Origin of the sequence: Micromonospora sp. NPDC049301 (assembly GCF_040678715.1) — a bacterium.
Taxonomy (GTDB): Bacteria; Actinomycetota; Actinomycetes; order Mycobacteriales; family Micromonosporaceae; genus Micromonospora.
In genome coordinates this window covers 306,195-330,129 of record NZ_JBFAQO010000007.1, presented here as the reverse complement: position 1 = coordinate 330,129, position 23,935 = coordinate 306,195, and the positions used below count along the sequence as shown (strand labels likewise).

The following is a 23,935-nucleotide window of genomic DNA, read 5'->3' as shown; positions in this document are numbered from 1 at the left end:
CTATTACGGGGCTGGATCGATCCGGCGCGACGCTCGTACGAACAGTAACGGTGCGACCTCGATACTCTTCGGCTCTAGTATCGGCCCGGACCGTAAGTTAATGTACGGCGAACCTGACTCCCCCGGAAGGATGCGAGATGCGTGTTCGCAAGAGGCTGTCGGCCGTCGCGGTGGCGCTCGTCGCCGCACTCGTGGCCACGGGCTGTGGCGGTTCCGGCTCCGGTGGCTCCGGCAAGACCACCGTGACGATGTGGATATATCCGGTGATCGTCGACGAGGCGAAGCACCGCGCGCACTGGGACGAGACCGTCAAGGCGTTCCAGTCCGCCAACTCGAACATCGAGGTCAAGACCGAAGTCTTCCCCTGGGCCAACCGGGACCAGGCGCTGGCCACCGCCATCGCCGGCAACAAGGGGCCCGACGTCGTCTACCTGATCCCCGACCAGCTGCCCAAGTACGCCCGCAACATCGAGCCGGTCGACAAGTACCTCGACGACGCGGCCAAGAGCGACTACCACGAGAACCTGACGAAGTCGGTGAGCATCGACGGCAAGATGATGGGCGCGCCGATCCTCACCAGCGCCGCCACCCCGATCTGCAACAAGAAGGTCTTCGCCGCCGTCGGCGAGACGACCTACCCCACCAGCTGGAACGACCTGCTCACCCTGGCGCCGAAGTTCAAGGCCAAGGGCTACGACATCGCGGCGTACCCCGGTGACTCCAAGCAGACCCTGAACCAGACTTTCTACCCGCTGCTGTGGTCGGCCGGCGGTGACGTGTTCAGCCCGGACGGCACGTCGGTCGCCTTCAACAGCGACGCCGGAAAGAAGGCGCTGACCTTTGTGAAGCAACTCGTCGACGGCGGCTACGTCGACAAGAGCCTGATCACCAACGTCCCGTCGATCGAGCAGACCCGCATCGGCCAGAACAAGGTCGGCTGCGTCTGGCACGTGCCGGTGGCGGAGGTCGAGAAGCTGTGGGGCAAGGAGAACATCCAGGCCGTCCCGCACCTCACCGACGTCAAGCAGATCGGCTACGGCACCGTTGGCTCCCTGTCGATGCTGAAGGGCGCCAAGAACAAGGAGGCGGCCGGCAAGTGGATCGCCTTCGCGACCAACGCCGAGAACACGAAGAAGTACGACCTGGCCTCCAACTTCTTCTCCCCGCGGAAGTCCACCGGCACGCTCTACGCCGGTGACCCTGTCCTCAGTGTGCAGGAGCAGCAGGTAGCCACCAGCACCGTCGGCCCGCTGCACGAGAAGGCCCGGGACGTCCAGGGCGTCCTCTTCCCGGAGATCCAGGCCGCCCTGCTCGGCAAGAAGTCAGTGGAGCAGGCGCTCGACGACGCGGCGAAGGCCGCCGCACCGCTGCTCCGCTGATCCTGGCGCGGCTCGCGGTGGGCGTACCCTGCCCACCGCGAGCCGCCGAGAAAGGTTGTCAGATGGTTGCACTACCGGAGAGCCAGGTCCGGCGGCCACGCCGGCCGGGGAGCGAGGTCCGGCGCCTCCGCCGGCCGTCCGCCCGTGAGGCCGGCACGGCCCTGCTGTTCGTCCTGCCGTTCCTGCTGCTCTTCGCCATCTTCCGGTTCACCCCCGCGATCGCCGGAGTGATCCTCGGCTTCACCGACTACACCATCGGCGGTGACACGAGCTGGGCCGGCCTGGAGAACTTCCGCCGACTCATCGACGACCCGACCTTCTGGTCGGCGCTGCGCGTCACGGTCCTCTTCACCGCGCTGTCCGTACCCCTGTCGATGCTGGCCTCCCTCGGCATGGCACTGCTGACCCGCCGCGCCTTTCGCGGCGCGAAGCTCTTCCGGTCCATCTTCTTCCTGCCCGTGGTGACCAGCCTGGTCCTCGCCGGGGTGGTCTTCACCTGGGTCTTCGCCGACGGTGGGCCGTGGTCGCGGGCGATGGGCGCGCTGGGCCTGCCGGCCGGCTCCTGGCTCGCCGACAGCGCGCTGGTGGTGCCGGCCCTGGTGCTGGTATCGGTCTGGTCCCGCTTCGGCTACGGCATGCTCATCCTGCTCGCCCGGCTCCAGGACATCCCGGCGGAACTGGAGGAGGCGGCGCTGACCGACGGCGCCTCGGCCTGGCAGCGCTTCCGGTACGTCACGCTGCCGCAGCTGCGGCCCGCGCTGTTCTTCGTCGCCATCATCGAGACCACCGTGTCGTTCCAGGTCTTCGACATGATCTACGTGATGACCGGCGGCGGGCCGGTCCGCTCCAGCTACAGCCTCGTCTACCTGCTCTACGACCAGGGGTTCAAGTACTTCGACCTGGGCTACGCCAGCGCGGTCGGGGTCGCCCTGTTCGTGATGACGATCGTCGTGGCGCTGATCCAGCGGCTGACCCTGGGGAGGGAAGAATGACCGACACCATCACGCCCCCGGCCGCCGCCGCCCCGGCCACCGAACGGCCCCGGCGGGCCTGGCGTCCCTACCGCGCGGACCGGGCCGGCCGGGGCTGGGTGATCGGGCGCACCGCGCTGCTGCTGGCTGGTGCCGTGCTCACCCTCTTCCCCTTCTACGCGATGGTCGTGCTGTCGCTCAAGCCGACCGGGCCGGTCACCTTCCCGGACAGTCTGCTGCCCTGGCCGTTCTCCACGGAGGCGTACGACCAGGTCATCGGTGCCAAGAGCGTGCTGCGCTGGATGGGGAACACGCTCGTCTACTCGGTGGTGTCCGTCGTCGGCGTGCTGCTGTTCGCCTCGATGGCCGGCTACGCCTTCGCCAAGAAGCGATTCCCGGGCAAGGAGACGATGTTCTGGTCGTTCCTGGCGATGCTGATGGTGCCGTACCACGTCACGATGATCCCGACCTTCATCATCATCTCCGAGCTGAACGGCGTGGACACCTACTGGGGCATGATCGTGCCGACGCTGGCCAACGCCCAGGCGGTCTTCCTCATGCGCCAGTTCATCGCGTCGCTGCCCGACTCGCTGTTCGAGGCGGCCCGCTTGGACGGCTGCTCCGAGTGGCGGGTGTACGTCTCGATCGTGCTGCCGCTGATCAAGCCGATCCTGGCCACACTGGGCGTCTTCGTCTTCCTCTGGCACTGGAACGACTTCCTGTGGCCGCTCATCGTCGGGCAGAGCCTCGACATGCGGACCCTCACCACCGGCATCGCCTCGCTGCAACAGGAGAACGTGCCGTTGAACATGCTGCTCGCCGGCTCGGTGGTGGCGTTCGTGCCCATCTTCATGGCCTACCTGATTGGCCAGCGGTACTTCCAGGAGGGCGTCTCCACCACGGGCATCAAGGGGTGACCGTCATCGCCGTGGCGGCGACGCCGTACGTCCGCGAGCTGTTCCTCGACCCCGACACCTGGGCCGCGCTGCAGCGCCTCGGCGAGGTGCGGCTGCCCGCCGACCGCGCCGACGTGGGCGACGAGGCCGTGCTCGCGGGACTGCTCGCCGACGCCGACGTCGTCGTCACCGGCTGGGGAACCGCACCGCTGACGGCCGCGGCGCTCGCCGCCGCGCCACGGCTGCGGCTGCTCGCGCACACCGGGGCCAGCGTGAAACCGTTCGTCACCCCGGAGAGCTTCGCCCGCGGGGTACGCGTCACCCAGGCCGGCGACGCGATGGCGTACGCAGTGGGGGAGCAGGCCCTCGCGTTGACCCTCGCGCTGCTGCACCGGCTGCACCGGTTCGACCACGCGCTGCGCACCGGGGCCGACTGGGCGAGCGCGAAGGGCGCCCCGCCCCGCCGGGAGCTGCGCGGCGCGACGGTCGGGGTGGTCGGCGCGTCCCGGACCGGCCGGGCGTACCTCGGCCTGGTGCGGGCGCTCGGAGCGCGGGTGCTCGTGGCCGACCCCTACCTGTCCGGCGCGGAGGCCGTGACGCTGGGCGTCGAACGGGTCGGCCTCGACGAGTTGCTTGCCCGCAGCCTGGTGGTCTCCCTGCATGCTCCGGTGCTGCCGGAGACCGCCGGGATGATCGGGGCACGCGAGCTCGCCCTGCTGCCGGACGGGGCGCTGCTGGTCAACACCGCCCGCTCGGCGCTGGTGGACGAGACCGCGCTGCTCGCCGCGCTGCGCACCGGCCGGATCGACGCCGCGCTGGACGTCTTCGACGCCGAGCCGCTGCCGGTCGACCATCCGCTCCGCGGGCTGCCGAACGTGCTGCTGACGCCGCACGAGGCGGCCGGGACGGTGGAGTCGCGGCGGCGGGCCGGCGCGATCGTGGTGGCCGAGATCGACCGGTTCCTCCGCGGGCGGCCGCTGGCCCACGAGGTGCGGCCGGAGCAGCTCGCCCGGACGGGCTGACCCGGGCTGACCTGCTCTGGCGCGGCCGGAGACCGGAGAAGTAGCCTCTGCGCTCATGCGCATCGCTCTGGCCGGACTCGCCACCAGTCACCCCTACACCGACGCCCGCGCGCTGCGTGACCACGCTGAGCTGGTGGTGTGGGAGCCCGATCCGCAGCGGCTGGCCCGGTTCCGGGCCGAGCAGCCGGACGTCGCCGTGGCGCCGGACCTGGCCGCGCTGCTGGCGACCGGCCCGGACGGAGTGGTGCTCACCGTCCCGACCCCGGACGTGCCGGACGCGCTGGCCCAGGTGCTGGCCCGCGAGCTGCCCTGCTTCGTCAACAAGCCGGCCGCCGCGACCCTCGGGCAGCTCGACCGGTTGGAACGCGTCGTGCAGCGGGCGCCCGAGCTCGTGCTCACCTCCTCGGTGCTGCGCTTCGCGCCGGACTTCGTGGCGTTCGACGTGCCGCGCGACGAGGTGCTGTCGGTCCGGGCCACGGTGCGCCACGATGTCGGCCTCTGGGCCACCGGCTACAACCCGTGGCAGGACGACCCGGCCGTCGGTGGCGGCACACTGGTGATGATGGGACTGCACGGCGTGGAGCTGCTGGTCGCGCTGCTCGGGCCGGCGGTACGGCTGGTCGGGGCCGCGGGCACCGTACGCCGGCACCGGGGACTGCACTCCGAGGACACCGGGCTGCTGGCGCTGCAGTGGGAGGACGGGGTGCCCGGCGCGGTCGAGGTGCTCGGGGTCAGCGAGGGCGAGGCGTACGAGGTGACCGTCCACACCGGCGGTGGGGAGCAGCGGGTGGTGCTGCGCGGCGGCCCGGACCAGCTCGGCTACCGGGCCACCATCGACGCGTTCCGGGGCATGGTCCGAGGTGGGCCGAGCCCGGTGCCGTGGGCGCAGACCCGGGCGGTGCTGGGCCTTCTCGCCGCAGCGCGCGCCACGGCCTGACGCCGCGCAGCCCGCCCGGCCGGACGCCGCGCAGCCCGCCCGGCCTGACACCGGGCAGCCGGCCGATTGCCCCTGACGTGCGAACCGGACGGCCGGTTCGCCGTGCCCGTCGAGCCCGCGCCGGTCGACCCACCTCCCCGGACACCTTGACGCTCCCGTGGCCGGAAGTTACGGTCATGACCGTTACTTCGGAAGGGGTGTGGTGGCATGCGTACGGTGACGGACCTGGAGGAGCGGCTCTCCCGCCCGCGGGACGTCCTGGTGGACGACCTGCGCAAGCTCGACGGCGACATCCTGGTCCTCGGCGCGGGCGGCAAGCTGGGGCCCAGCCTGGTGCGGCTGGCGCTGCGGGGGGTCGCGGCGGCGGGCACCGGCGCGCGGGTCGTCGCCGTGTCACGCTTCTCCGAGGCAGGCCTGGCCGACGCGCTGCGCGATGAGGGCGCCGAGGTGGTCGAGGCGGACGTCGCCGACGACGCCGCGCTGGCCGCGCTGCCCGACGCGGCGAACGTCGTCTTCCTGGTCGGTGCCAAGTTCGGCACCTCCGGCCGGGAGCACGCCACCTGGGCCACCAACACCTACCTGCCGGGCCGGGTCGCGCAGCGCTTCGCCGGGTCACGCCTGGTGGCGCTGAGCACCGGCAACGTCTACCCGCTCGTGCCGGTGACCGCCGGCGGCTGCGTCGAGCAGACCCCGCTCCAGCCGGTCGGCGAGTACGCGATGTCCTGCCTGGGCCGCGAGCGCATCCTCACCAACTTCGCGCTGCGCGACGACACCCCGCTGGCCCTGATCCGCCTCAACTACGCCGTCGAGATGCGCTACGGCGTGCTCGTGGACATCGCCCGCGCCGTGCACGCCGGCCAGGCGGTGGACCTCACCATGGGACACGCCAACGTCGTCTGGCAGGGCTACGCCAACGAGGTCGTCCTGCGCTCCCTGCACCACACCGCCACACCGCCGTTCGTGCTGAACCTGACCGGGCCGGAGCTGGTCTCGGTCCGCCAGATAGCCGCCGCGGTCGCCGCGCGGCTGGGCCGCGAGCCGATCCTCACCGGCACCGAGGCGCCGACCGCGCTGCTGTCCAACGCCCAGCTCTGCCACGGCCTGTTCGGCTACCCCGACGTACCCCTCGCCGAGCTGATCGAACTGACGGCGGACTGGGTCGCCGACGGCCAGCCCCTGCTCGACAAGCCGACCGGCTTCCAGCGCCGCGACGGCAAGTTCTAGGAGAGACCGTGTTGACCGCATCGAGCACCCGACAGGCCGCCGCGCTGGCCCGGTTCCGGCACGGGTGCGTCATCCCCGCCCACCCGCTCGCCCTGGACGCCGACCGCACGCTCGACGAGCGCCGGCAGCGGGCGTTGACCCGCTACTACCTCGCCTCCGGCGCCGGCGGCATCGCCGTCGGCGTGCACACCACCCAGTTCGCCATCCACGACCCGCAGGTGGGCCTGCTCGCCCCGGTGCTGGAACTGGCCGCCGAGACCGCGGCCGGCTCGGACGCGATCCTGGTCGCCGGGGCCTGCGGGGACACCGCGCAGGCCGTCGCCGAGGCGGAACTGGCGGCCTCGCTCGGCTACCACATGGTGCTGCTGTCGCCGTACGGGCCGCTGGACGAGGACGCTCTCGTCGAACGGGCCCGGGCGGTCGGCGAGGTCCTGCCGGTGATCGGCTTCTACCTGCAGCCGGCCGTCGGCGGCCGGGTGCTGTCCCGGCACTTCTGGGCCCGGCTGGCCGCCCTCGATTCGGTGGTCGGGATCAAGGTGGCGCCGTTCGACCGCTACCGCACGCTCGACGTGCTGCACGGCGTCTGCGCGGCCGGCCGCAACGGCGACCTCGCCCTCTACACCGGCAACGACGACCACATCCTGGCCGACCTGGTGGCGCCGCACCGGGTCGTCGTCGACGGGCGGGCGGTGGAGGTCGAGTTCGTCGGCGGCCTGCTCGGCCAGTGGGCGGTCTGGGCGCGCACCGCGGTGACCCTGCTCGACGAGGCCCGGCGGGCCCGGGCCGGTGACGACACCGCGCTGCGTCGGCTGCTCACCCTGGACGGTCACCTGACCGACGCCAACGCGGCCATCTTCGACGCCGCCAACGGCTACCACGGCTGCATTCCCGGCATCCACGAGGTGCTGCGCCGGCAGGGCCTGCTGGCCGGCCGGTGGTGCCTGGACCCGGACGAGGAGCTCTCGCCGGGACAGCTCGCCGAACTCGACCGGGTGCACCGGGCCTACCAGCACCTGCGCGACGACGACTTCGTCGCCGAACACCTGGACGAGTGGCTGTCCTGACGCGTGCCGAGAGGATCCGGTCCACGCCGACGGGGGCGTGGGCCGGATCGTCTCAGAGGGTCAGCCGGTAGAGCGTCAGCGGGCGGCCGCTGGTGCCGGAGGCGAGGTTGCCGGTCCGCTCGGCCAGGCCGGCCAGCTCCAGCCGGTACAGCATCCGTCGGGCGGTGCGTTGTTGCACGCGCAGCTGGTCGGCCACCTCCCGGCTGGTCAGCGGCTCGTCGCCGACCGTCGTGCGCACCTCCCGCAGCCGCAGCAGGGTGGGCACCGACAGGCCGACCCGCTGGGCGATGACGGCCAGGTTCACCTCCGACGGTGGCGGGGCCGGCGTGGTCGACTCGAGCACGATGTCGGTCTCGCCGCGCAGCGACAGCACCGCCGTGGTCGGGCCGACCCGGCGTGCCCGGCTCAGCGCCCGCCGCGCCAGGTTCTCCGCCTCTGCGGCGCTGCGTCCCAGGCCGAAGCCGATCTGTACGGTCTCGTGCCGGTCGGCGAGGCGGCGCAGCATCGGCAGCGCGGTGAACCCGCCGGTCGCGTCGTGCAGCGGGCCACGGGTGGTGACGATGAGGTACGTGTCCGGGGCGAACCGCGCGAGCGTGCCCCCGAGCCCGGCGACCTCCTTGAGCAGCCCGTCGTCGCCGTCGGAGAGGTTGGCCAGGCCGAGCGCGATCTGGGCGTCCTCCTGGGCCTGGCTGCCCACCTGCAGCAGGAGCTGGCGCAGCGCCGTGCGGACCGAGTGGTTCGACGGGGCCAGGCGGAACGCGGGCATCTCGTGGCGCAGCACCTCGTACACCGAGCTGATGCAGGTGACCGCGACGTCCGCGCCGGCCTTGCGCTGCCGCTGGTGGAATGCCACCACGTCCTCCGAGCTGAGGCCGCTGCGGTACGGCAGCGACCGGACCCGGTCCATCGGCAGGACCGCCTCGCCGAAGGTGGTCGCGACGTCGGCGCCGGTGACGGTGTCGATCGACATCCGGGTGACGTCGTGCCCGGCGCGCAACAACCGCACGGCGGCCTGGAGCAGCGTCGCTCCGGTGTAGTCGACGAAGACCGCCGGACGGTTGAGGGAGTTCGCATCCCGGGCGAGGGTGTAGGGCACCACGCCGGTGAACAGCCACGCGTCCACCTGGCCGGCGTGCGCCTCGACGATCGCGGGGGCCTGCGACTCGTGGTCGTAGTGCAGCCGGCGGGCGGTGACGCCGGGCTGCTCCTCGCAGGTCGCGGCCACGTCGTCGACCAGGTCGTGCGGACCGATGACCCCGATCTCGATGGTCACCGCTGCCTCCTGTCGGGGGTTGCATTGTTCGCAGCACAAGATTACGGTCAGGCCCGGTATTACTGTAGCCCGGGAGGGTACGTGTCGTCGTTTCCCAGCATGGCCGACGCCAGCGGCCGGACGATCGGCGCGGAGGAGTTGGCCGCGGTCAGCCGGGTGCTCGAGTCAGGCATGCTCAGCTCGGTCTGGGGCACGGAGGTCCGCGCCCTGGAACGCGAGATGGCCGACCGCCATGGAGTGTCGCACGCCGTCGCCGCCAGTTCGGGAACCGCGGCCCTGCACCTGGCCGTCGCCGCCGTCGCGCCGGATCCGGGCGACGAGATCATCACCTCTCCGATCAGCGACTTCGGCACGGTCGCGCCCATTCTCGCGCAGAACGCGGTGCCGGTGTTCGCCGACGTCGATCCGTACACCGGCAACCTGGATCCGGCGGCGGTCGCCGCCGCGATCGGGCCGCGCACGCGGGCGATCCTCGCGGTGCACCTGTTCGGCGCTGCCGCCGACCTGCGCGCGGTCGCCGATGCCGCCGGCGTGCCGCTGATCGAGGACTGCGCCCAGGCGTGGCTCACCCGCTACCCGGACGGCACCCTCGCCGGCGCGGCCGGCGCGATCGGGTGCTTCAGCCTCCAGCAGTGGAAGCACATCACCTGTGGCGACGGCGGTCTGGCCGTCACCGACGACGCGGTGCTGGCCCGCCGGATGCGGCTCTTCGCCGACAAGGGCTGGCCGCGCGACGAGTCCCGCCGGCACGTCGGCCTCGGCCTGAACTACCGGATGACCGAGCTCGCCGGAGCCGTCGCCCGGGCCCAGTTGGCGAAGCTGCCGGGGGTGCTCGCCGACCGGCGACGCACCGCCCGGCGGCTGGTCGACGCGCTGGCCGACCTGCCCGGCGTGCACCTGCCGGCGGACGTGGACGCGCACGCCTGGTGGCTGTTCCCGATCGTGCTGGACCCGCCGCTGACCAACCACGGGGTGGCCGGGAAACTAGCCGCCGCCGGGATCCCCGCCCGCGCCGGCTACCTGGAACAGCCGCTGCACTGCGCCCCGGCGCTGACCGAGGCCCCCGTCTACGGCGACTCCCGCTTCCCGCTGACCGTGCCACCGGCGGACCGGTTGCCGGCCTACGGACCCGGGTCGTTCCCGATCGCCGAGCGGATGATCGAGCGGACCCTACTGGTGGTCGACTGGAACGAGCGGTACACCGACGCCCACGTCGACGAGATCGCCCGGGCCGTCCGCGCCGCGGTGACCTCGTGATCGCTCCGATCGCCGCCGCGCTGCGCGACCGGCTGCGCTGGCGGCTGATCGCCGCGACCGCCACCCCGGTGGACGCGACCGGCGCCGTCGACCCGGACGTGCTCGGCCGCTATCTGCGAGGGCTGGTCACCGACGGGGCGGACGCCCTGGCGGTGCTTGCGCACACCGGACGCGGCCCGTACCACGACGAGTCCACCCGCGCTCTGGTCATCCGCCGCGCCGTCGACACTGGGGCGCCGGTGATCGTCGGCGTCGGCGGCCAGCCGGGGGAGCGGACCGACGAGGTGGTTGCGCAGGCGGCGCGGGCGGCCGCCCTCGGTGCGGCCGGCCTGCTGGTCTTCCCGGTGCACAACGATCCCGTTGCCCACCACGACGCGCTCTGGCACGCCGCCGGCCTGCCGATGCTCGCCTTCGACCTCTACCTGCGGCCGTACGCCGAGCCCACGCTGGCCGAGCTGCTGCGACACCCCGGTGTCGCCGGGGTGAAGGTGGCCCGGCTGCACGACGCCCTCGCCTGCCAGGCAGCCCTGGCCGCCGCGCACCGCGCCGACCGGCTGGCGGTCACCGGCGAGGACCGGATGTTCGGCCCGTCGCTCATGTGGGGCGCCGAGGCAGCCCTGGTCGGCTTGGCCGCCGCCGCGGTCCCGGTCACCGCCCGGGTGCTGCGGGCCTACGCCGACAAGCGCTACGACGAGTTCGTCACCGCCTCCGCCGACCTCGACCGGCAGGCCGAGGTCACGTTCACCGAACCGATGGAAGGGTACGTGCAGCGCATGCTCTGGATCGCCGCCGAGGAAGGGCGGATCCCGGTGGGCCACGCGGGCGACCCGCACGCACCGGCGCTGCCCGACGGCGACCGGGACCGGGTGCTGCGGGTGGCGGGGCGCGGGTGACCGGCAACCCATTCGTGGCCGGCGACCTGCCGCCGATCACCCTCGACATCGACGTGCTCGTCGGCCGGTACGCCGATCGGCCCGGGCCTGGCGGCGAGCCGGCGGCGGTCGCCGACACGCTGGCCGCCAACGGCATCGAGCGGGCAGCCGTGGCGAGCCTGCGCGCCGCCCTGTTCGACGTGCGCAGCGGCAACGACGAGGTGGCCGCCCTCGCCGGCCCCGGCGTACTGCCGGTCGGCGGGCTGGACCTGCGCGACCCGCTCGGCGCCGAGCGGGAGGTCGTCCGGCTCGCCGAGCGCGGCTTCCGGGCCGTTCGGCTGTTCCCCGACGAGCAGCGCGTCGAGGCGGACTTCCCGTCTGTGCGGCATGTCGCCCGCCGGGCCGCCGAGGCCGGCCTGGTCGTCCTCACCGGCGGAGACGTCCGCCGGTTCTGGCGGCCGCTGCGCGGCGCGACCGTAGTCTTCCTCGACACGCACTTCTACCACCTGGGCGACTTCGTGGTGGTGGCCCGCGACGAGCCGGGCTTCCACACCTCCACCCGGCTGCTCAACTCGCCGGATGCGCTGGAGACCGTCGCCGCGCACCTCGGCGTCGAGCGCCTGCTCTACGGCTCCCGCACCCCGTTCTACGAGCCCGTCGTGCCGCGGCTGCGGCTGGCCCGGACCGGGATCGGTCCGTCCGCGGTCGCGGCGGTGACCGGGGGAAACGCCCGCCGGATCCTGGGGCTGGCCCGATGATCATCGACGTGCACGCCCACTGGGGGCCGTGGTTCTTCAGCATGGAGGTCGGCGCGGTCGCGACCAATCTCGCGGTGATGGACCGGTACGGCATCGACTTGGCCGTGGTCTCCGCCACCGAGGCGGTGATCTACGACGCGGCCGCCGGCAACCGGGCGATGGCCCGCGTGCTGGAGGGCAACGACCGGCTGCTCGGCTACCTGACGATCAACCCGCGCCGGCTGGACGACGCCGAACGGGACCTGCGCGAGCTGCTGCCCACCGGCCGGTTCGTCGGCGTGAAGATCCACACCGACTACACCGGCTCGCCGGCGAACTCCGCGCAGACCCGGGCGGCCCTGGAACTGGCCGCCGCGCACGGCCTGCCCGCCCTCGTGCACACCTGGGACACGACGCCGCTCGACCTGGCCCAGGCGGTGGCGGACGTCCCCGGGGCGCGGGCCATCGCCGGGCACATGGGCGCGAACGGGTGGCGGCACGCCATCGAGGCGGCCAACGGGGTGGATCGGCTCTGGCTGGAGCCCTGCTTCTCGCACACGGAGGCGGGTCGCTTCGCCGCGGTGGCGGCGGCCGTGAACCCACGGCGGTTGCTCTTCGGCACCGACGCCACGCTGATCGATCCGGCCGCCGCGTACGGGGCGGTGCTCGCCGCCAACTTGGCGCCCGAACTGGCCGAGCGGGTCGCCTGGCGCAACGCCGCCGAACTGTTCCGGCTCGACCTGTCCGCCCACACGGTCTCCCGAGCCAGCGGATGAGGCAGCGGGCCGCCGCCCGGCAGCGCCCGCGAGGCGTCACACCGGCGGCCCTTCCCCAACTTCGATCTCAACGAGATCGAAGTTGGGAAGGGCCCACCGGCCCGACGCGATCAACAACGTAGTGATCCCGCACTTGCCCGATCCGGTTGGTGCTCCGATGGTGCTCGGAGGTCGGGATACTGCGACGGACGCAACCGGATCCACCCCGATGGCCGCGACCTGCGTGCAGCAACGACAGGACCCTTCGAAGCTCTTGGTTGGGTGAGCGAGTTGATGGCAGGGACACCAGCCCGGCAGTTCGACGCCCCGCCCCTTAGTGAGGACTTCGTTGTCCGTAGCCTTCTCGAGCATCTCCTCGGCACCGAGCATCGTCGGCCTTGCCCCGGCACGAGGCGCCTCGCACGAGACATCCCACATGATCTCTTGATGTAGCCGACCCTTATGGACGCACAGGCAACTGCGTCCGTTCCTGAGCTGGGGGGCCTCCGGGTGCCTCGTGTTGAGCGCAAGCCGCACTTCACCGGCTAGCGCCACCAACGTTCAGTAGGGACGCCATCGTCTTCAGCCGGAAGCGAAACCGAACTTCAGTGGTCGATTGCCCTCGGCCCGTAGGGCGTGCCGTGCTGTAAACGGATGGAACATCAGGTGCTTGAAGAGGTGGGCGATGCCTGTTCGTGTGCGGGCATGCGGGGGCCGCGACGGCCACCGCCCGCTCCGTCGAGGCGGCCTTTGAGGGGCGCTCGCGGCCGATTGGCGGTGGCCGCCGCAGGTCACGCGACACGGCGTGCGCGGCAAGCCGCCGGCCGTGCCGGTGGCGGCCGGTGGTCAGTCGGTCGGGTAGTCCGCCAATGCCTCGACGACCGCCGCTCGGGCGTCGAGCAGCGCCTGGTAGGCGGCCGGCCCGGGGGTGGCCGCGGGTTCGACACCGGCCAGCGCGGCCACCCGCACCGGGTGGTCCTGGCCACCGCGTTCGGCTAGCTGGTCGAGCAGGGCGAAGTCATCCTGACCGTCGCGGAACAGCTCCCACCGGATGCTCGACACCGGTCCGTCCTTGCCCGGGTAGACGAGGTACTCGTCGCCCTGGCGGTAGCGGTAGGACCCGTCGGTGTACGGGTCCTGCGGCCACGAGTTGTACGCCCAACGCAGGTAGCCGTCGAGGTTGCGTTGTGCGCCGAGCCAGGACAGCACGCGTGCGCCGAGGGGTGCGGCCGGGGTCACCGTGTTCGGGTAGGCCGGGTTTGACCAGGTGTAGAAGGTGGTCTTCTTGCCCTCCGCCCTGCGCCGGTCGATCATCTCCTGCGACCAGTCGTCAACGTCGGAGTAGTTGAGCGACAGGTCCTGCGCGAACGCGTCGGTGCTCGCGGATCCGGCGATCGCGATCTGGTCGACGAAGACCGGTGCGACCTCCCGAACCAGGTCGATGGCCACCTGCATCTCGCTCGCGGGCCGCTCGTCGAAGGCGAGGTAGGTCCGGTCCAGCCAGCCCCGGTCCCGTACGTGGTCCTCGAACGCGACGAGGAACGCCGACCAGGCGTCCTTCCACTCCGCGCCACCCAGTGAGACCTCCTGGTCCACCCGCTGACCGGTCCGGGTGTCGGTGTAGACGACGTGCTGGTAGCCGCGGAACATCAGCAGCCCGAAGGCGTGGATGTACGGGCCGACGCCGGCCCGCATACCCTCCTCGACCAGACGGTCCCAGTTGGCGAAGTCGAACGACCACTGCTCGCCGTCGTGGAACCAGTCGACGGTCGAGTGGTACGGCACGTAGGTCTGCGACCGCCACTGGCCGTCCGGCCACAGCACCGGCCACGGGTCCTCGGCGATCGCCGAGTTGATGACGCGCTGGCCGCGCGAGGCCAGGTCCTCCAGGTACGGCCGGATGGCCTTGAAGTGCTGGTCGGACCACAGTTCGAGGCCGGCCTGGTCGGCGACGGTGTCCGGCTGGAACCAAAGATTCAGGTGGAAGTCCCGCTCGGCGACCGGCGGCAGGGTCACGTCGGCGATTTCCACCGTCAGGTCGTACTCGACCGCCTTGACCTTGTGGGCGGTCACGGTGATCCGGCTGTGATAGGTGCCGGGGCGGGCGTCCGGTGGTACGGCGAGGGTGAACCAGACCGGCTGCGCCTGGCCGGCGGGCACGTCCACCCGGTCGACCTCGCGCAGCGGGTCGGCGATCATCCCGCCCCGGTCGTCGGGGATGTAGGCGGGATAGCGGACCTGGATCGCCTTCGAGATCGCGCCGCCCTTGCCGGTCGGCTTCAACGGACCAACCTGCACCCGGAGTTTCTCGAGGTCCTGGGTGCTGGCCACGGCGATTTGGGCGGACGCTTGTCCGCCCCGGACGGTCGTCAAGGACAGTTGTCGGTCGGTACCGGTGGGCACCGACTCCGGGGTGACCTGCGGGACGCGCTCGAACGACGAGGACGCGAAGTCGCCGGTCGGCACCCAGATCTTGAGGGCGTCCGTGGGCTGCCGCGCGCTGGCCGGAGTGGGTGCGGCGACGGATCCGACCAGAAGCGCGACGGCCGCGAGCCCGACGCTGAGGCGGCGTGATCGGACCGCTGTGGTTCGTGGACGGGTGATGTTCGACGGTGCGGAAGGAGGCACGTGATCAACTCCTGTGAGCGATATTGCCGGGATCCGACTGATAGCGATCAGTATTGATCAGCGCACGCCGCGAGGCAAGAAGCCACTTTGGACGCCGGGCTCAGCTGGGCGGGGGTCGACCCGAGCCGAACCGGTCGAGGGGGTGCGCGATAGCGACAACTTTTTGGTAATATCGAGCATGAAACTCCATGCTGAGCAGCCGGCACCAAACCCTGACGAGGAGTCACGATGACCGAGCGGGAAACGTGATTCTCGCCGTTGCGCCGAACCCGGCGCTCGACGTGACCTATGGGCTGGGGGAACTGCACCGGGGCCGGGTGCAGCGGGTGCGGACCGTCAGCGAACGCCCCGGTGGCAAGGCCGTCAACGTCGGCCGGGTACTGCACGAACTGGGGGAGCGGGTCCTCGTCACCGGCATGTGCGGCGGTCCGGGGGGCGTGGCCCTGCAGGCCGCTCTCGACCGGGCCGGCGTGCCGGCCGACCTGCTCGACGTACTGCCGGACGTCCGGCGCACGCTGGTCGTACAGGAGACCGACGGAGTGACGACGTCGTTGTGGGAGCCTGGCTATGCACCGGTGGATCCGCCGGCCGCCGCCGACGCCCTGACCCGGCACGTGAGTGAACTCCTGGCCGGTGCCGACGCGCTGGTCGTCTCCGGCAGCCTGCCGCCCGGCGTGGACCCGGGGCTTCCGGCCCGCTTGGTCGACGCGGCGATCGCCGCCGGAGTACCGGCCGTCGTGGACGTCAGCGGCCCGGCTCTGCAGGCGGTGGCGGCTGCTGGCGGGGCCGTGCTGATGCCGAACGCGGACGAGATGGCCGAGTTGGTCGGCCACCGGCCCTCGACGCCGGCCGAGGCCGTGCGGGCGGCCCGCCGGCTGCTGCCCCCCGCCGGCCAGGTCCCCGCCGTCGTGCTGACCCTGGGCGCCGAGGGGATGGCTGTGGTGCGACCGAATCGGGCCATGCTCGCTGCGCCGCCGGAGCGGATCCAGGGGAACGCGACCGGCGCCGGGGACGCGGCCTGCGCGGCCGTCGCCCGGCAGCTCGCGGCCGCCGGGTCGCTGGACGCCGTCGACTGGCGCGGCCTGCTCGTCGACGCGGTGGCGCTGTCGGCGGCAGCGGTGCTCCGTCCGGTCGCCGGTGAGGTAGACGTCCGTGCCTACCGGCGCTGGCGTGATCAGGTGAAAGTGGAGGAAGCATGACGCTGGCTTCGATGGCGGAACTCGTCATCCCGGCGGCGCGGGACCGCCGGGCCGTCGGGGCGTTCAACGTCATCCAGCTTGAGCATGCCGAGGGCATCGTGGCCGGCGCCGAACGTGCGGTACGCCCTGTTGTGCTGCAGCTATCGGAGAATACGGCCCGCTACCACGGCAGCCTGGCGCCGCTGGCGCTCGCCTGCCTCCGGATCGCGGCGGAAGCGTCCGTGCCAGTCTGCGTACACCTGGATCACGCCACCCGGCGTGAGCTCGTCGAGCAGGCGGTCGAACTCGGCGTGCCCTCGGTGATGGTCGACGCGTCCGGGTACTCGTACGAGAAGAACGTCGCCCTGACCGCGGAACTCGCCGCCTGGTGTCATTCGCGCGGGGTCTGGGTCGAAGCCGAACTAGGTGAGATCGGCGGCAAGGACGGCGCGCACAAACCCGGCGTACGGACCGATCCGGACGATGCGGCCGCCTTCGTCGCCGCCACCGGCGTCGACGCGCTCGCGGTCGCGGTCGGCTCCTCGCACGCGATGCTGATCCGTGACGCGGTCCTCGACGACGAACTGATCGCCGCGATCGCGGCGAAGGTGCCGGTGCCGCTGGTCCTGCATGGCTCGTCCGGGGTCTCCGAGGCGGGCCTGCGGTCGGCAGTCGCGCAAGGGATGTCGAAGATCAACATCGCGACCCATCTCAACGCGACCCTTACGGGTGCGGTCCGGCGTGCGCTCGCCGCCGACGAGGACCTGGTCGACCCGCGCAAGTACTTCGGTCCGGGCAGGGATGCGGTGGCCAGGCAGGTCGCCCATCTGGTCACCCTGCTCGCCCCGTGACGGCGCGGGGCGGGCCTCAGGCCAGCAGCACGTTGACCCCGGCGGCGCGCAGGTCGGCGACGACCTTCGCGTCCGCGCCGTCGTCGGTCACCAGGGTGTCCACCGCGTTGACGTCGCAGATCCGGGCAAAGGAGTGCCGGCCCAGCTTCTCCGAGCCGGCCACGACGACGACCCGACGGGACCGCCGGACCATCGTCGCGTTGATGCCGGCCTCGCCTTCGTCGTGACAGGACGTGCCGCCGTCGGGGGAAAACGCGTCGACCCCGAGAATCAGCACGTCGAGCCACAGCTCGTTCAGCACCATCGTGGCCAGCGGCCCGGTCACCTCGTACGACTGGGGCAGTGCCACACCGCCGAGGATGACGGTACGGACGTGGCGTCGCAGCACCATCTCCGTGGCGATGTTGAGTGCGTTCGTCACCACCGTCACGGCCGGCCGCTGATCGGCCTGGGCGAGGTCGACCCGCGCGGCGAGTCGTCGGGCCGTCGCGGACGTGGTGGTGCCACCGTTGAACGCGACCACGTCGCCCAGTTCGACGAGATCGCAGGCGATCGCGGCGATGCGCTCCTTGGCGCCGTTGTCGCCCCGGCCCCGGTAGCGGACCGGCAGGTCGTACGAGACGGACGTGGCCACGACGCCGCCGTGCGTCCGAGCCGCCAACTGTTGCTCCGCCAGGGTGGTGAAGTCCCGGCGGACCGTCGCCTCGGAGACCTGCAGGGCGCTGGCCGCCTCGGCGACGGATAGCCGGCCGCGCGCGCCCAGGATGTCGAGCAGCGCCTGCAGGCGCTGGGGGCGGTCGCGGCCGTCCGCCCGGTCGGCGGCGGCCTCGACCGTGCTCACTTGATGGCCCCCGCCGTGAGACCTGCCACCAGGCGCTTTTCAACCAACGCGAAGAGAATGATCACGGGCACGATGCCGACGATAGAGACTCCGAAGACGTATTGCCACGCCGAATCGTACTGACCGACGAATTTTGTGATGGCGACGGTCAGCGGCTGGTTCTCCGCCGTGGTCAAGATGACGAGGCTGGCCGCGAACTCGTTCCAGCACGCGACGAACGTGAAGATGATCGCGGTGACGATGCCCGGCCAGACCACCGGCAGGGTTACCCGCCGCAGCGTCTGCAGTTTGCTGGCACCGTCGATCATTGCCGCCTCGTCTATCTCCTTGGGCACCCCGGCGAAGAAGCTGTGCATGATCCACACCGCGAAGCTGAGGTTGAACGCGCCGTTGACGAGGATCATAGCGAGCCAGGTGTCGTCGATGCCGATCGCGAGGAACTGCCGGAACAGCCCCGCCGCGAGTACGGTCGGCTGGAGCATCTGGGTCACCAGCACCAGCAGCAGGAACGCCAGCCGTCCGGGAAAGCGGTGCTTGGCCGTGTAATAGGCGGCCGGCATGGCCACCACCAGGACCAGCAGTGTCCCGCAGGCCGAGATGATTATGGTGGAGACGAGGTTGTAGGCGAGCGGCGTCTCCGGCGTGGACCACATCGACGCGTAGTTCGAGGGCACCCATTCGGTCGGCACGTATGTGGCCGGAATGCGCAGGATCTCCGAGTGCCGCTTGAACGAGCCGATCAACATCACCAGGTAGGGTGCCAGGAAGAACAACGCCACCACCGCGCCGGCCGATGCCATCAACCATCGGCGGCCGCCGTGGCGCTGCCCGCCACGGCTTCGGGTGCGACCGTTGTCTCCGCTGGCGCGCACCGACTTCTTGGCGCGCTCATCGCCTTGAGATTTGGTTGCCGTCGTCGCCAAGGCTCACTCGTCCCTCATCGGCCGGACAACCCGGAGGTAGATACCGATGACCGCGAGGACGATGACGAAGTTCACGACACCCAGTGCGCTCGCCGTCTCGACCTGGCGGTCCTGCTGGATGTATTTGAAGATCAATGTGGTGGTGGTGTCCGCGTCGTGCCCGGGAATGCTGCCGGTCAGCGTGCGGAGGATGGGCAGCGAGTTGAAGACGTTGATGATGTTGATCAGCACGGCGACGGCGATCGCCGGCCGCAGGACCGGGAAGATCACGCTCCAGTAGGTCCGCACCGATCCGGCGCCGTCCACCGAGGCGGCTTCCACCACCTCGCGCGGCACCATCTGCAGCCCGGCGAGGATCGTGTACGTGGTGAACGGCAGCGAGACGAACACCGCCACTCCCATGGCCACCAGGAAGGCCGGCACCGGCTGTCGGGTGAAGCCGAACCCGGTATCCAGGATCCCAAGGTCGACCAGGAACTGGTTCATGACGCCGTAGAAGGGATCGAGTCCGTAGTAGAAGACGGTGGCCGTCATCACGACACTGGCCGCCCACGGGACGATGACCGCGAGTCGAACCAGTCGGCGTCCAGGGAAGGCCTTGTCAAGGAATTGCGCGAGCGCCATAGAGACGAGCAGCGTCACCACGACGACGCCGACCACCCAGATCGCGGTGTTGAGCAGCACCCTGCCCAATGCGGGGGAGTCGAACAGCGTCACATAATTGTCGAACCCGGCCGAGCCGCGGTCCACCCCGACCGGCGACACGTCCCGGGTCGAGGTCCAGACCAGATAGCCGGCCGGAAACAGGACGATAGTGACAATCAGCGTCAGCGCCGGCAACAGCCATGGAAGTGCCGCCACCAGGTCCCGGCGTGCCTGACGACGCGCCGAGATCGCGGGTGCCGGCACTTCCATGAGTTGGTTGGTCATCATTTGTGAACCGCGCAGGCTCTAGCCGTTGGCCTTGGCCTGGATTTCATCCAGCACCGTCCCGGGCTCCTTGCCCTGCCCGATCTGTCCCATCAGGCTCTGCATCGCGCCCTGGGTCGTCGCCCATTGCGGGTTCGTGCTGGGGTAGAACCGGGCGTTGGGCAGGACCTCGAGGAAGCTCGCGATCTTCGTCTTGCCGGCCAGCGCCGCTGCACCGGACTTGGTGGTGGGCAGGAATCCCTCGGTGTCGACGAACGTCGTGTAGACCGGTGCGCTGAACACGTAGTCGAGGAAGGTCTTGACCGCTTCCTGCTTGTCACCCTTGTTCTTGAACGCCATCAGGTGGTCGGCGACCCCGAGGGTCATCGGCTGACCGTCCTTGGTGGGGATCGGCGCGCTCGCGTACTTGAGGCTCGGGTTCTTCTCCGCGATCTGCCCGACGGTGGGCGGGAGCGCCACCACCATGCCAATCTTGCCCTGGATGAACACGTCCAGCATGGGGGTCCGGTCGGAAGCCCCGGGGTCGGGCTGGGTGGCCTTTTCGTCGATCATCCGTTTCATGAACGTGACGGCTTCGAGGTTCGCGGGGGTGTTGACCGCGATGGTCGACCCGTTGGTCCATGATCCGCCGTTGCCGAAGGTCCAGATTGAAGTCTCCGCCTGGGCCTCCTCGCTGCCCAGCGGCATGCCGTAGCCGTAGACGCCGTTGCCGAGACCGGCCACCTTCTTCGCCGCGTCGAGCAACTGATCCCACGTTTTCGGCGGTGCGGCGACGCCGGCGCGCTCGAACAGTTCGGTGTTGTAGAACATGGTGCGGGCCGAGGCGATCAGCGGCAGGCCGTACATGGTGCCGTCGATCGAGGCGTTGTCCGCGAAGGACTGCTGGAAGTCCGCCGCAGTGTTCGCCGACACCACTTCGTCGGCGGAGTACAACAGGTCGTCCGCCGCGAAACCCGAGAAGGCGTCGATGTTGAGGATGTCCGGTGCCGCGTTCGACTGGACCTTGGTACGGACAACATCGTTGATGTTGTCCCAGGATTGGATCTCCAGCTCCACATTGATGTCCGAGTGGGCCGCCTCAAAGTCGGCGATGATGCCCTCCCAGAGCGCCTTAGTGCCGTCGCTGTAGCTGGGCACCAGGAACGACAGCGTGCTGCCGCCCTCACTCTGCCCGTCGTCGGCGCCGAAGCCGCAACCTGTCAGCGTCAGGCCGGCAACCGCTACGGCTGCCCACGAACGCACGAATCTCTTCATATCCGCCTCCACTGACGCAGGGACATCGCCAAGGTCGTGATCGGAATCCTGGCTGGCCGTGATCGTTCCTGACCGGTTCTCTTTGGAATCGTGCACGATCATGCCGTTGCCTGGAGGGATTCTGCGGTGCCGCCCCGAGCAACGTCAAGGCCTTTCGCTGTAACTCCTGCTCAGGCCGTGGGTGGTCCCTTCCGGACCTGATGCATGTTCTTGACCGGTTCCGCAGCCTTCTTGACAGGTTCGATCAGAGCGCTCCATTCTGGAGACCCTTCCAAACCCGCTCGCATGAACCATGAGGACGAGGCACCCGATGAGTGAAGGAACTTTCCTGACGGCCGAGATCAAGACCCAGCCGGATGACTGGCTCCGTGTCTTGGACGTGCTGCCCTCCGTGGCGATGGACCTTCCGCAGCCTGGCGAGCGAGTCGCGGTACTCGGATGTGGAACATCGCTATTCGTCGCCCAGGCCTACGCGGCCCTGCGCGAAAGCGCCGGCGAGGGCATCACCGACGCGTGGCCGGCCAGTGAACACCAACTCGGCCGTGGCTACGACCGGGTGCTCTGCATTACCCGCTCGGGCACCACGACCGAGGTGCTCGACGTCCTTAAGCAGCGCCGCGACGGTGCGCCGACCACCGTCATCACCGCCGACGCAACGTCCCCGGCGGTGAGCCTGGCCCGTCCGATCGTGCTCAGCGACGTCGACGAGCGTTCGGTCGTACAGACCCGCTTCGCGACGACCACCCTCGCGCTGTTGCGGGCGGCCCTCGGTCACGACCTACGTCCGGTCGCCGAACAGGCACGGCAGATTCTCGACCGTGGCGCCGACGCGACGAGCCCGGCCGCGACGGCCGACCAGATCACCTTCCTCGGACGCGGCTGGACGGTCGGGCTCGCGCACGAGGCGGCCCTGAAGCTACGCGAGACGACCCAACTGTGGACCGAGTCCTACCCCGCCATGGAGTACCGGCACGGGCCGCTAAGCATCACCGCGCCCGGCCGGGTCGTCTGGGCGTTCGGAGAGGTTCCCGTCGGCCTGGCGGACCAGGTCCGATCCACCGGCGGACACTTCGAGTGGTCCGAGGTGGATCCGCTCGCCGATCTGGTCCGCGTGCAACAGTTGTGCCTGCTGAGAGCCGGGGCAGCAGGGCTCAACCCCGACCAGCCGCGCAACCTGTCCCGGTCGGTCATCCTCGACGGCTGACCGCTCCACACCCGGGTCAGGGTGCCGAAGGTAGCCGGGCCAGGTGGTCCGGCGCTGACTGACCCCCCGCGTCCGCCAGCATGGTTAAGCAATTGCGCCAGGATCGTGCGTCAATCGATCACCTTCAAGCAGAAGATCTCCGATCGGCCATTGCGCTCGCAAGTGGAGTGATCGATACTGCTTGAAATTTCGCGTGACGCGTCACATTCCCGCAGAGGAGCTGATCCACGTGAGTCCCAACGAAGCCATCCCGAACGAGCCCACCGCGGCGGCCGGGTCCCACCCGTCGCGTCGTAACGTCCTGAAGGGCGTGGGCGCGCTGGGCGCCGCGGCCGGACTGGGCGGCGCCCTACTTCCGGGCGCGGCGGCCAGTGCGGCACCCGCGGACGAACCTGCCCGGATCAAGGGCAAAGAGAAGTCCATGGTCAACGTGCCCTTTGAGGGCTTCGACGAGGTGCGCGTCGGCATCATCGGCCTTGGCAACCGCGGCGGAGACCAGGCCATGCGGTGGGCCGCCGTCTCCACGATCACCGCGGTCTGCGACATCCGGCCCGACCACGTCGCGGAGACCATCAGCCGAGTCATGGCCCAGGGCTTCCAGGACAAGGAGCCGGTCGGCTACTCCAACGGCGAGGAGGACTTCGAGCGGCTCGTCCGTCGTGACGATATCGACCTGATCTATGTCGCCACGCCGTGGGAGTGGCACCACCCGATGGCCAAGGCTGCCATGGAGCACGGCAAGCACGTTGCCATCGAGCTGCCGATCGCGCCGCACCTGGACGACATCTGGGACCTGGTCCGTACCTCCGAGCGCACCGGCAAGCACTGCATGCTGCTGGAGAACGTGAACTACTTCCGCCCCGAGATGCAGATGTTCAACATGGCCAAGGCGGGGCTTTTCGGCGAGTTGCAGCACGCCTCCGGTGGCTACGTCCACGACCTGCGCTGGCCGTACACCTTCGGGGGTGCCTACTACCCGGAGCACTGGCGGCGGCGCTGGCAAACCCGGATGAACGCCGCCCACTACCCGATGCACGGGCTCGGGCCGGTCTCGGCCTGCCTGGACATCAACCGCGGCGACCGCTTTGACGAACTCGTCGCGGTAGCCTCGCGGCCCAAGGCGCTGGCCCTGTTCCGCGAGGAGGACCCGCGCGTCGGCGCGGACCACCCGTCCTGGGACGACGATCCCTACATCTCCGGGGACCGCAAGCAGGTCTTCATCAAGACCGTCAACGACCGGTTCATCCGGGTCGAGCACGACGTGAACTCGCCCCACCCGTACAGCCGGGAGACCACGCTCACCGGGACCCGGGGTTCCTTGGAACTGGACAACGCCCGGATCTACCTGGAGTCGCTCGGTCACACGAACCACGCGTGGCGGACCGGCAGTGCCTTCAGCGCGATCATGAACCAGCACGACCACTGGATCTGGCCGGCCCTGCAGAACCTGGCCAGCCAGTACGGTGGGCACGGCGGCGGCGACTTCATCTCCATCTTCCGGATGGTCCAGTTGATGCGCCTGGGCATGACCCCGGACATCGACGTCTACGACTCGGCGGCGTGGTGCTCGGTGATCCCGCTCAGCCACGAGTCGCTGAAGGGCAAGGGTTTCAAGTCGGTCAAGGTGCCCGACTTCACCCGCGGCCACTGGACGCAGGCACGCCCCACATTCGACCGGCCGCGGCCGGAGGACCCGTGGCTGGACGGCAACGGCCGGCCGCGCCGGTAGGCATAGGCGC

21 protein-coding genes are annotated in these 23,935 nt (G+C 70.4%); 15 read left to right on the top strand and 6 right to left on the bottom strand.

The window, feature by feature from the left end; translation table 11 throughout:
- Positions 1-137 precede the first annotated feature (137 nt).
- The 7 genes from AB0K07_RS22780 (at position 138) to AB0K07_RS22750 (ending at position 7,493) form a co-directional block, all read left to right on the top strand.
- Positions 138-1,379 carry a sugar ABC transporter substrate-binding protein gene (locus AB0K07_RS22780; protein ID WP_363757420.1) on the top strand — a complete coding sequence of 414 codons (1,242 nt, stop codon included), beginning with the start codon at positions 138-140 and terminating at the stop codon, positions 1,377-1,379.
- Between the two features lie 62 nt (positions 1,380-1,441).
- A complete protein-coding gene (locus AB0K07_RS22775) occupies positions 1,442-2,371 on the top strand; it encodes a sugar ABC transporter permease (protein ID WP_363757419.1) in 930 nt (309 codons plus the stop codon).
- Entirely contained in the window at positions 2,368-3,267 is a 900-nt protein-coding gene (locus tag AB0K07_RS22770; protein WP_363757418.1) for a carbohydrate ABC transporter permease, read from the top strand. The genes AB0K07_RS22775 and AB0K07_RS22770 overlap by 4 nt, the downstream gene beginning before the upstream one ends.
- The gene (locus tag AB0K07_RS22765; RefSeq protein WP_363757417.1) at positions 3,264-4,268 is read left to right on the top strand and encodes a hydroxyacid dehydrogenase; all 1,005 of its coding nucleotides are present in this window, start codon (positions 3,264-3,266) and stop codon (positions 4,266-4,268) included. The genes AB0K07_RS22770 and AB0K07_RS22765 overlap by 4 nt, the downstream gene beginning before the upstream one ends.
- A 55-nt stretch (positions 4,269-4,323) precedes the next feature.
- Positions 4,324-5,205 (top strand): Gfo/Idh/MocA family oxidoreductase, encoded by an 882-nt coding sequence (locus AB0K07_RS22760; RefSeq protein WP_363757416.1) that lies wholly within the window; start codon positions 4,324-4,326, stop codon positions 5,203-5,205.
- 207 nt (positions 5,206-5,412) lie between these two features.
- Complete coding sequence (locus tag AB0K07_RS22755) at positions 5,413-6,429, top strand: NAD-dependent epimerase/dehydratase family protein (protein ID WP_363757415.1); 1,017 nt, start codon at positions 5,413-5,415, stop codon at positions 6,427-6,429.
- 8 nt (positions 6,430-6,437) lie between these two features.
- Complete coding sequence (locus AB0K07_RS22750; protein ID WP_363757414.1) at positions 6,438-7,493, top strand: dihydrodipicolinate synthase family protein; 1,056 nt, start codon at positions 6,438-6,440, stop codon at positions 7,491-7,493.
- A gap of 52 nt (positions 7,494-7,545) precedes the next feature.
- Here the strand turns inward: AB0K07_RS22750 and AB0K07_RS22745 are convergent, their stop codons facing one another.
- Complete coding sequence (locus tag AB0K07_RS22745; protein WP_363757413.1) at positions 7,546-8,766, bottom strand: hypothetical protein; 1,221 nt, start codon at positions 8,764-8,766, stop codon at positions 7,546-7,548.
- An 81-nt stretch (positions 8,767-8,847) separates the two neighbouring features.
- On the opposite strand from AB0K07_RS22745, the gene AB0K07_RS22740 reads away from it, so the two are divergent.
- Genes AB0K07_RS22740 through AB0K07_RS22725 form a run of 4 tightly spaced genes read left to right on the top strand, consistent with a single transcriptional unit; the run spans position 8,848 to position 12,408 of the window.
- Positions 8,848-10,023, top strand: coding sequence for a DegT/DnrJ/EryC1/StrS family aminotransferase (locus tag AB0K07_RS22740; RefSeq protein ID WP_363757412.1), 1,176 nt, complete (start codon positions 8,848-8,850; stop codon positions 10,021-10,023).
- The gene (locus AB0K07_RS22735; RefSeq protein ID WP_363757411.1) at positions 10,020-10,916 is read left to right on the top strand and encodes a dihydrodipicolinate synthase family protein; all 897 of its coding nucleotides are present in this window, start codon (positions 10,020-10,022) and stop codon (positions 10,914-10,916) included. Before AB0K07_RS22740 ends, AB0K07_RS22735 begins: the two co-directional genes overlap by 4 nt.
- The gene (locus AB0K07_RS22730; protein ID WP_363757410.1) at positions 10,913-11,653 is read left to right on the top strand and encodes a hypothetical protein; all 741 of its coding nucleotides are present in this window, start codon (positions 10,913-10,915) and stop codon (positions 11,651-11,653) included. The genes AB0K07_RS22735 and AB0K07_RS22730 overlap by 4 nt, the downstream gene beginning before the upstream one ends.
- Positions 11,650-12,408 (top strand): amidohydrolase family protein, encoded by a 759-nt coding sequence (locus AB0K07_RS22725; protein ID WP_363757408.1) that lies wholly within the window; start codon positions 11,650-11,652, stop codon positions 12,406-12,408. The genes AB0K07_RS22730 and AB0K07_RS22725 overlap by 4 nt, the downstream gene beginning before the upstream one ends.
- 825 nt (positions 12,409-13,233) lie before the next feature.
- On the opposite strand, the gene AB0K07_RS22720 is transcribed toward AB0K07_RS22725, so the two are convergent.
- Positions 13,234-15,015 (bottom strand): glycoside hydrolase domain-containing protein, encoded by a 1,782-nt coding sequence (locus AB0K07_RS22720; protein WP_363757407.1) that lies wholly within the window; start codon positions 15,013-15,015, stop codon positions 13,234-13,236.
- 245 nt (positions 15,016-15,260) lie between these two features.
- On the opposite strand from AB0K07_RS22720, the gene AB0K07_RS22715 reads away from it, so the two are divergent.
- Positions 15,261-16,214: a hexose kinase gene (locus AB0K07_RS22715; protein WP_363757406.1), complete on the top strand. Its 954-nt coding sequence runs from the start codon at positions 15,261-15,263 to the stop codon at positions 16,212-16,214.
- A complete protein-coding gene (locus tag AB0K07_RS22710) occupies positions 16,211-17,044 on the top strand; it encodes a class II fructose-bisphosphate aldolase (RefSeq protein WP_363757405.1) in 834 nt (277 codons plus the stop codon). Before AB0K07_RS22715 ends, AB0K07_RS22710 begins: the two co-directional genes overlap by 4 nt.
- A gap of 16 nt (positions 17,045-17,060) precedes the next feature.
- Here AB0K07_RS22710 and AB0K07_RS22705 read toward each other — a convergent pair whose 3' ends face one another.
- Genes AB0K07_RS22705 through AB0K07_RS22690 form a run of 4 tightly spaced genes read right to left on the bottom strand, consistent with a single transcriptional unit; the run spans position 17,061 to position 21,094 of the window.
- Positions 17,061-17,828 (bottom strand): DeoR/GlpR family DNA-binding transcription regulator, encoded by a 768-nt coding sequence (locus AB0K07_RS22705; protein WP_363757475.1) that lies wholly within the window; start codon positions 17,826-17,828, stop codon positions 17,061-17,063.
- A 53-nt stretch (positions 17,829-17,881) separates the two neighbouring features.
- Positions 17,882-18,808: a carbohydrate ABC transporter permease gene (locus tag AB0K07_RS22700; protein WP_363757404.1), complete on the bottom strand. Its 927-nt coding sequence runs from the start codon at positions 18,806-18,808 to the stop codon at positions 17,882-17,884.
- 3 nt (positions 18,809-18,811) lie between these two features.
- Entirely contained in the window at positions 18,812-19,738 is a 927-nt protein-coding gene (locus tag AB0K07_RS22695; protein ID WP_363757403.1) for a sugar ABC transporter permease, read from the bottom strand.
- A 21-nt stretch (positions 19,739-19,759) separates the two neighbouring features.
- Positions 19,760-21,094 (bottom strand): extracellular solute-binding protein, encoded by a 1,335-nt coding sequence (locus AB0K07_RS22690; RefSeq protein WP_363757402.1) that lies wholly within the window; start codon positions 21,092-21,094, stop codon positions 19,760-19,762.
- A 208-nt stretch (positions 21,095-21,302) separates the two neighbouring features.
- Here AB0K07_RS22690 and AB0K07_RS22685 point away from each other — a divergent pair, with 208 nt between their 5' ends.
- Together AB0K07_RS22685 and AB0K07_RS22680 are read left to right on the top strand one after the other, a co-directional pair.
- Complete coding sequence (locus tag AB0K07_RS22685; RefSeq protein ID WP_363757401.1) at positions 21,303-22,196, top strand: SIS domain-containing protein; 894 nt, start codon at positions 21,303-21,305, stop codon at positions 22,194-22,196.
- A 229-nt stretch (positions 22,197-22,425) separates the two neighbouring features.
- Complete coding sequence (locus tag AB0K07_RS22680) at positions 22,426-23,925, top strand: Gfo/Idh/MocA family oxidoreductase (RefSeq protein WP_363757400.1); 1,500 nt, start codon at positions 22,426-22,428, stop codon at positions 23,923-23,925.
- The last annotated feature ends 10 nt before the right edge of the window (positions 23,926-23,935 follow it).

What these genes read in the sequence shown, in the direction of transcription:
- AB0K07_RS22780 (WP_363757420.1), top strand. Translation starts at nt 138, where the DNA reads ATGCGTGTTCGCAAGAGGCTGTCGGCCGTCGCGGTGGCGCTCGTCGCC.
- AB0K07_RS22775 (WP_363757419.1), top strand. Translation starts at nt 1,442, where the DNA reads ATGGTTGCACTACCGGAGAGCCAGGTCCGGCGGCCACGCCGGCCGGGG.
- AB0K07_RS22770 (WP_363757418.1), top strand. Translation starts at nt 2,368, where the DNA reads ATGACCGACACCATCACGCCCCCGGCCGCCGCCGCCCCGGCCACCGAA.
- AB0K07_RS22760 (WP_363757416.1), top strand. Translation starts at nt 4,324, where the DNA reads ATGCGCATCGCTCTGGCCGGACTCGCCACCAGTCACCCCTACACCGAC.
- AB0K07_RS22755 (WP_363757415.1), top strand. Translation starts at nt 5,413, where the DNA reads ATGCGTACGGTGACGGACCTGGAGGAGCGGCTCTCCCGCCCGCGGGAC.
- AB0K07_RS22725 (WP_363757408.1), top strand. Translation starts at nt 11,650, where the DNA reads ATGATCATCGACGTGCACGCCCACTGGGGGCCGTGGTTCTTCAGCATG.
- AB0K07_RS22710 (WP_363757405.1), top strand. Translation starts at nt 16,211, where the DNA reads ATGACGCTGGCTTCGATGGCGGAACTCGTCATCCCGGCGGCGCGGGAC.
- AB0K07_RS22695 (WP_363757403.1), bottom strand. Translation starts at nt 19,738, where the DNA reads ATGACCAACCAACTCATGGAAGTGCCGGCACCCGCGATCTCGGCGCGT.
- AB0K07_RS22690 (WP_363757402.1), bottom strand. Translation starts at nt 21,094, where the DNA reads ATGATCGTGCACGATTCCAAAGAGAACCGGTCAGGAACGATCACGGCC.
- AB0K07_RS22685 (WP_363757401.1), top strand. Translation starts at nt 21,303, where the DNA reads ATGAGTGAAGGAACTTTCCTGACGGCCGAGATCAAGACCCAGCCGGAT.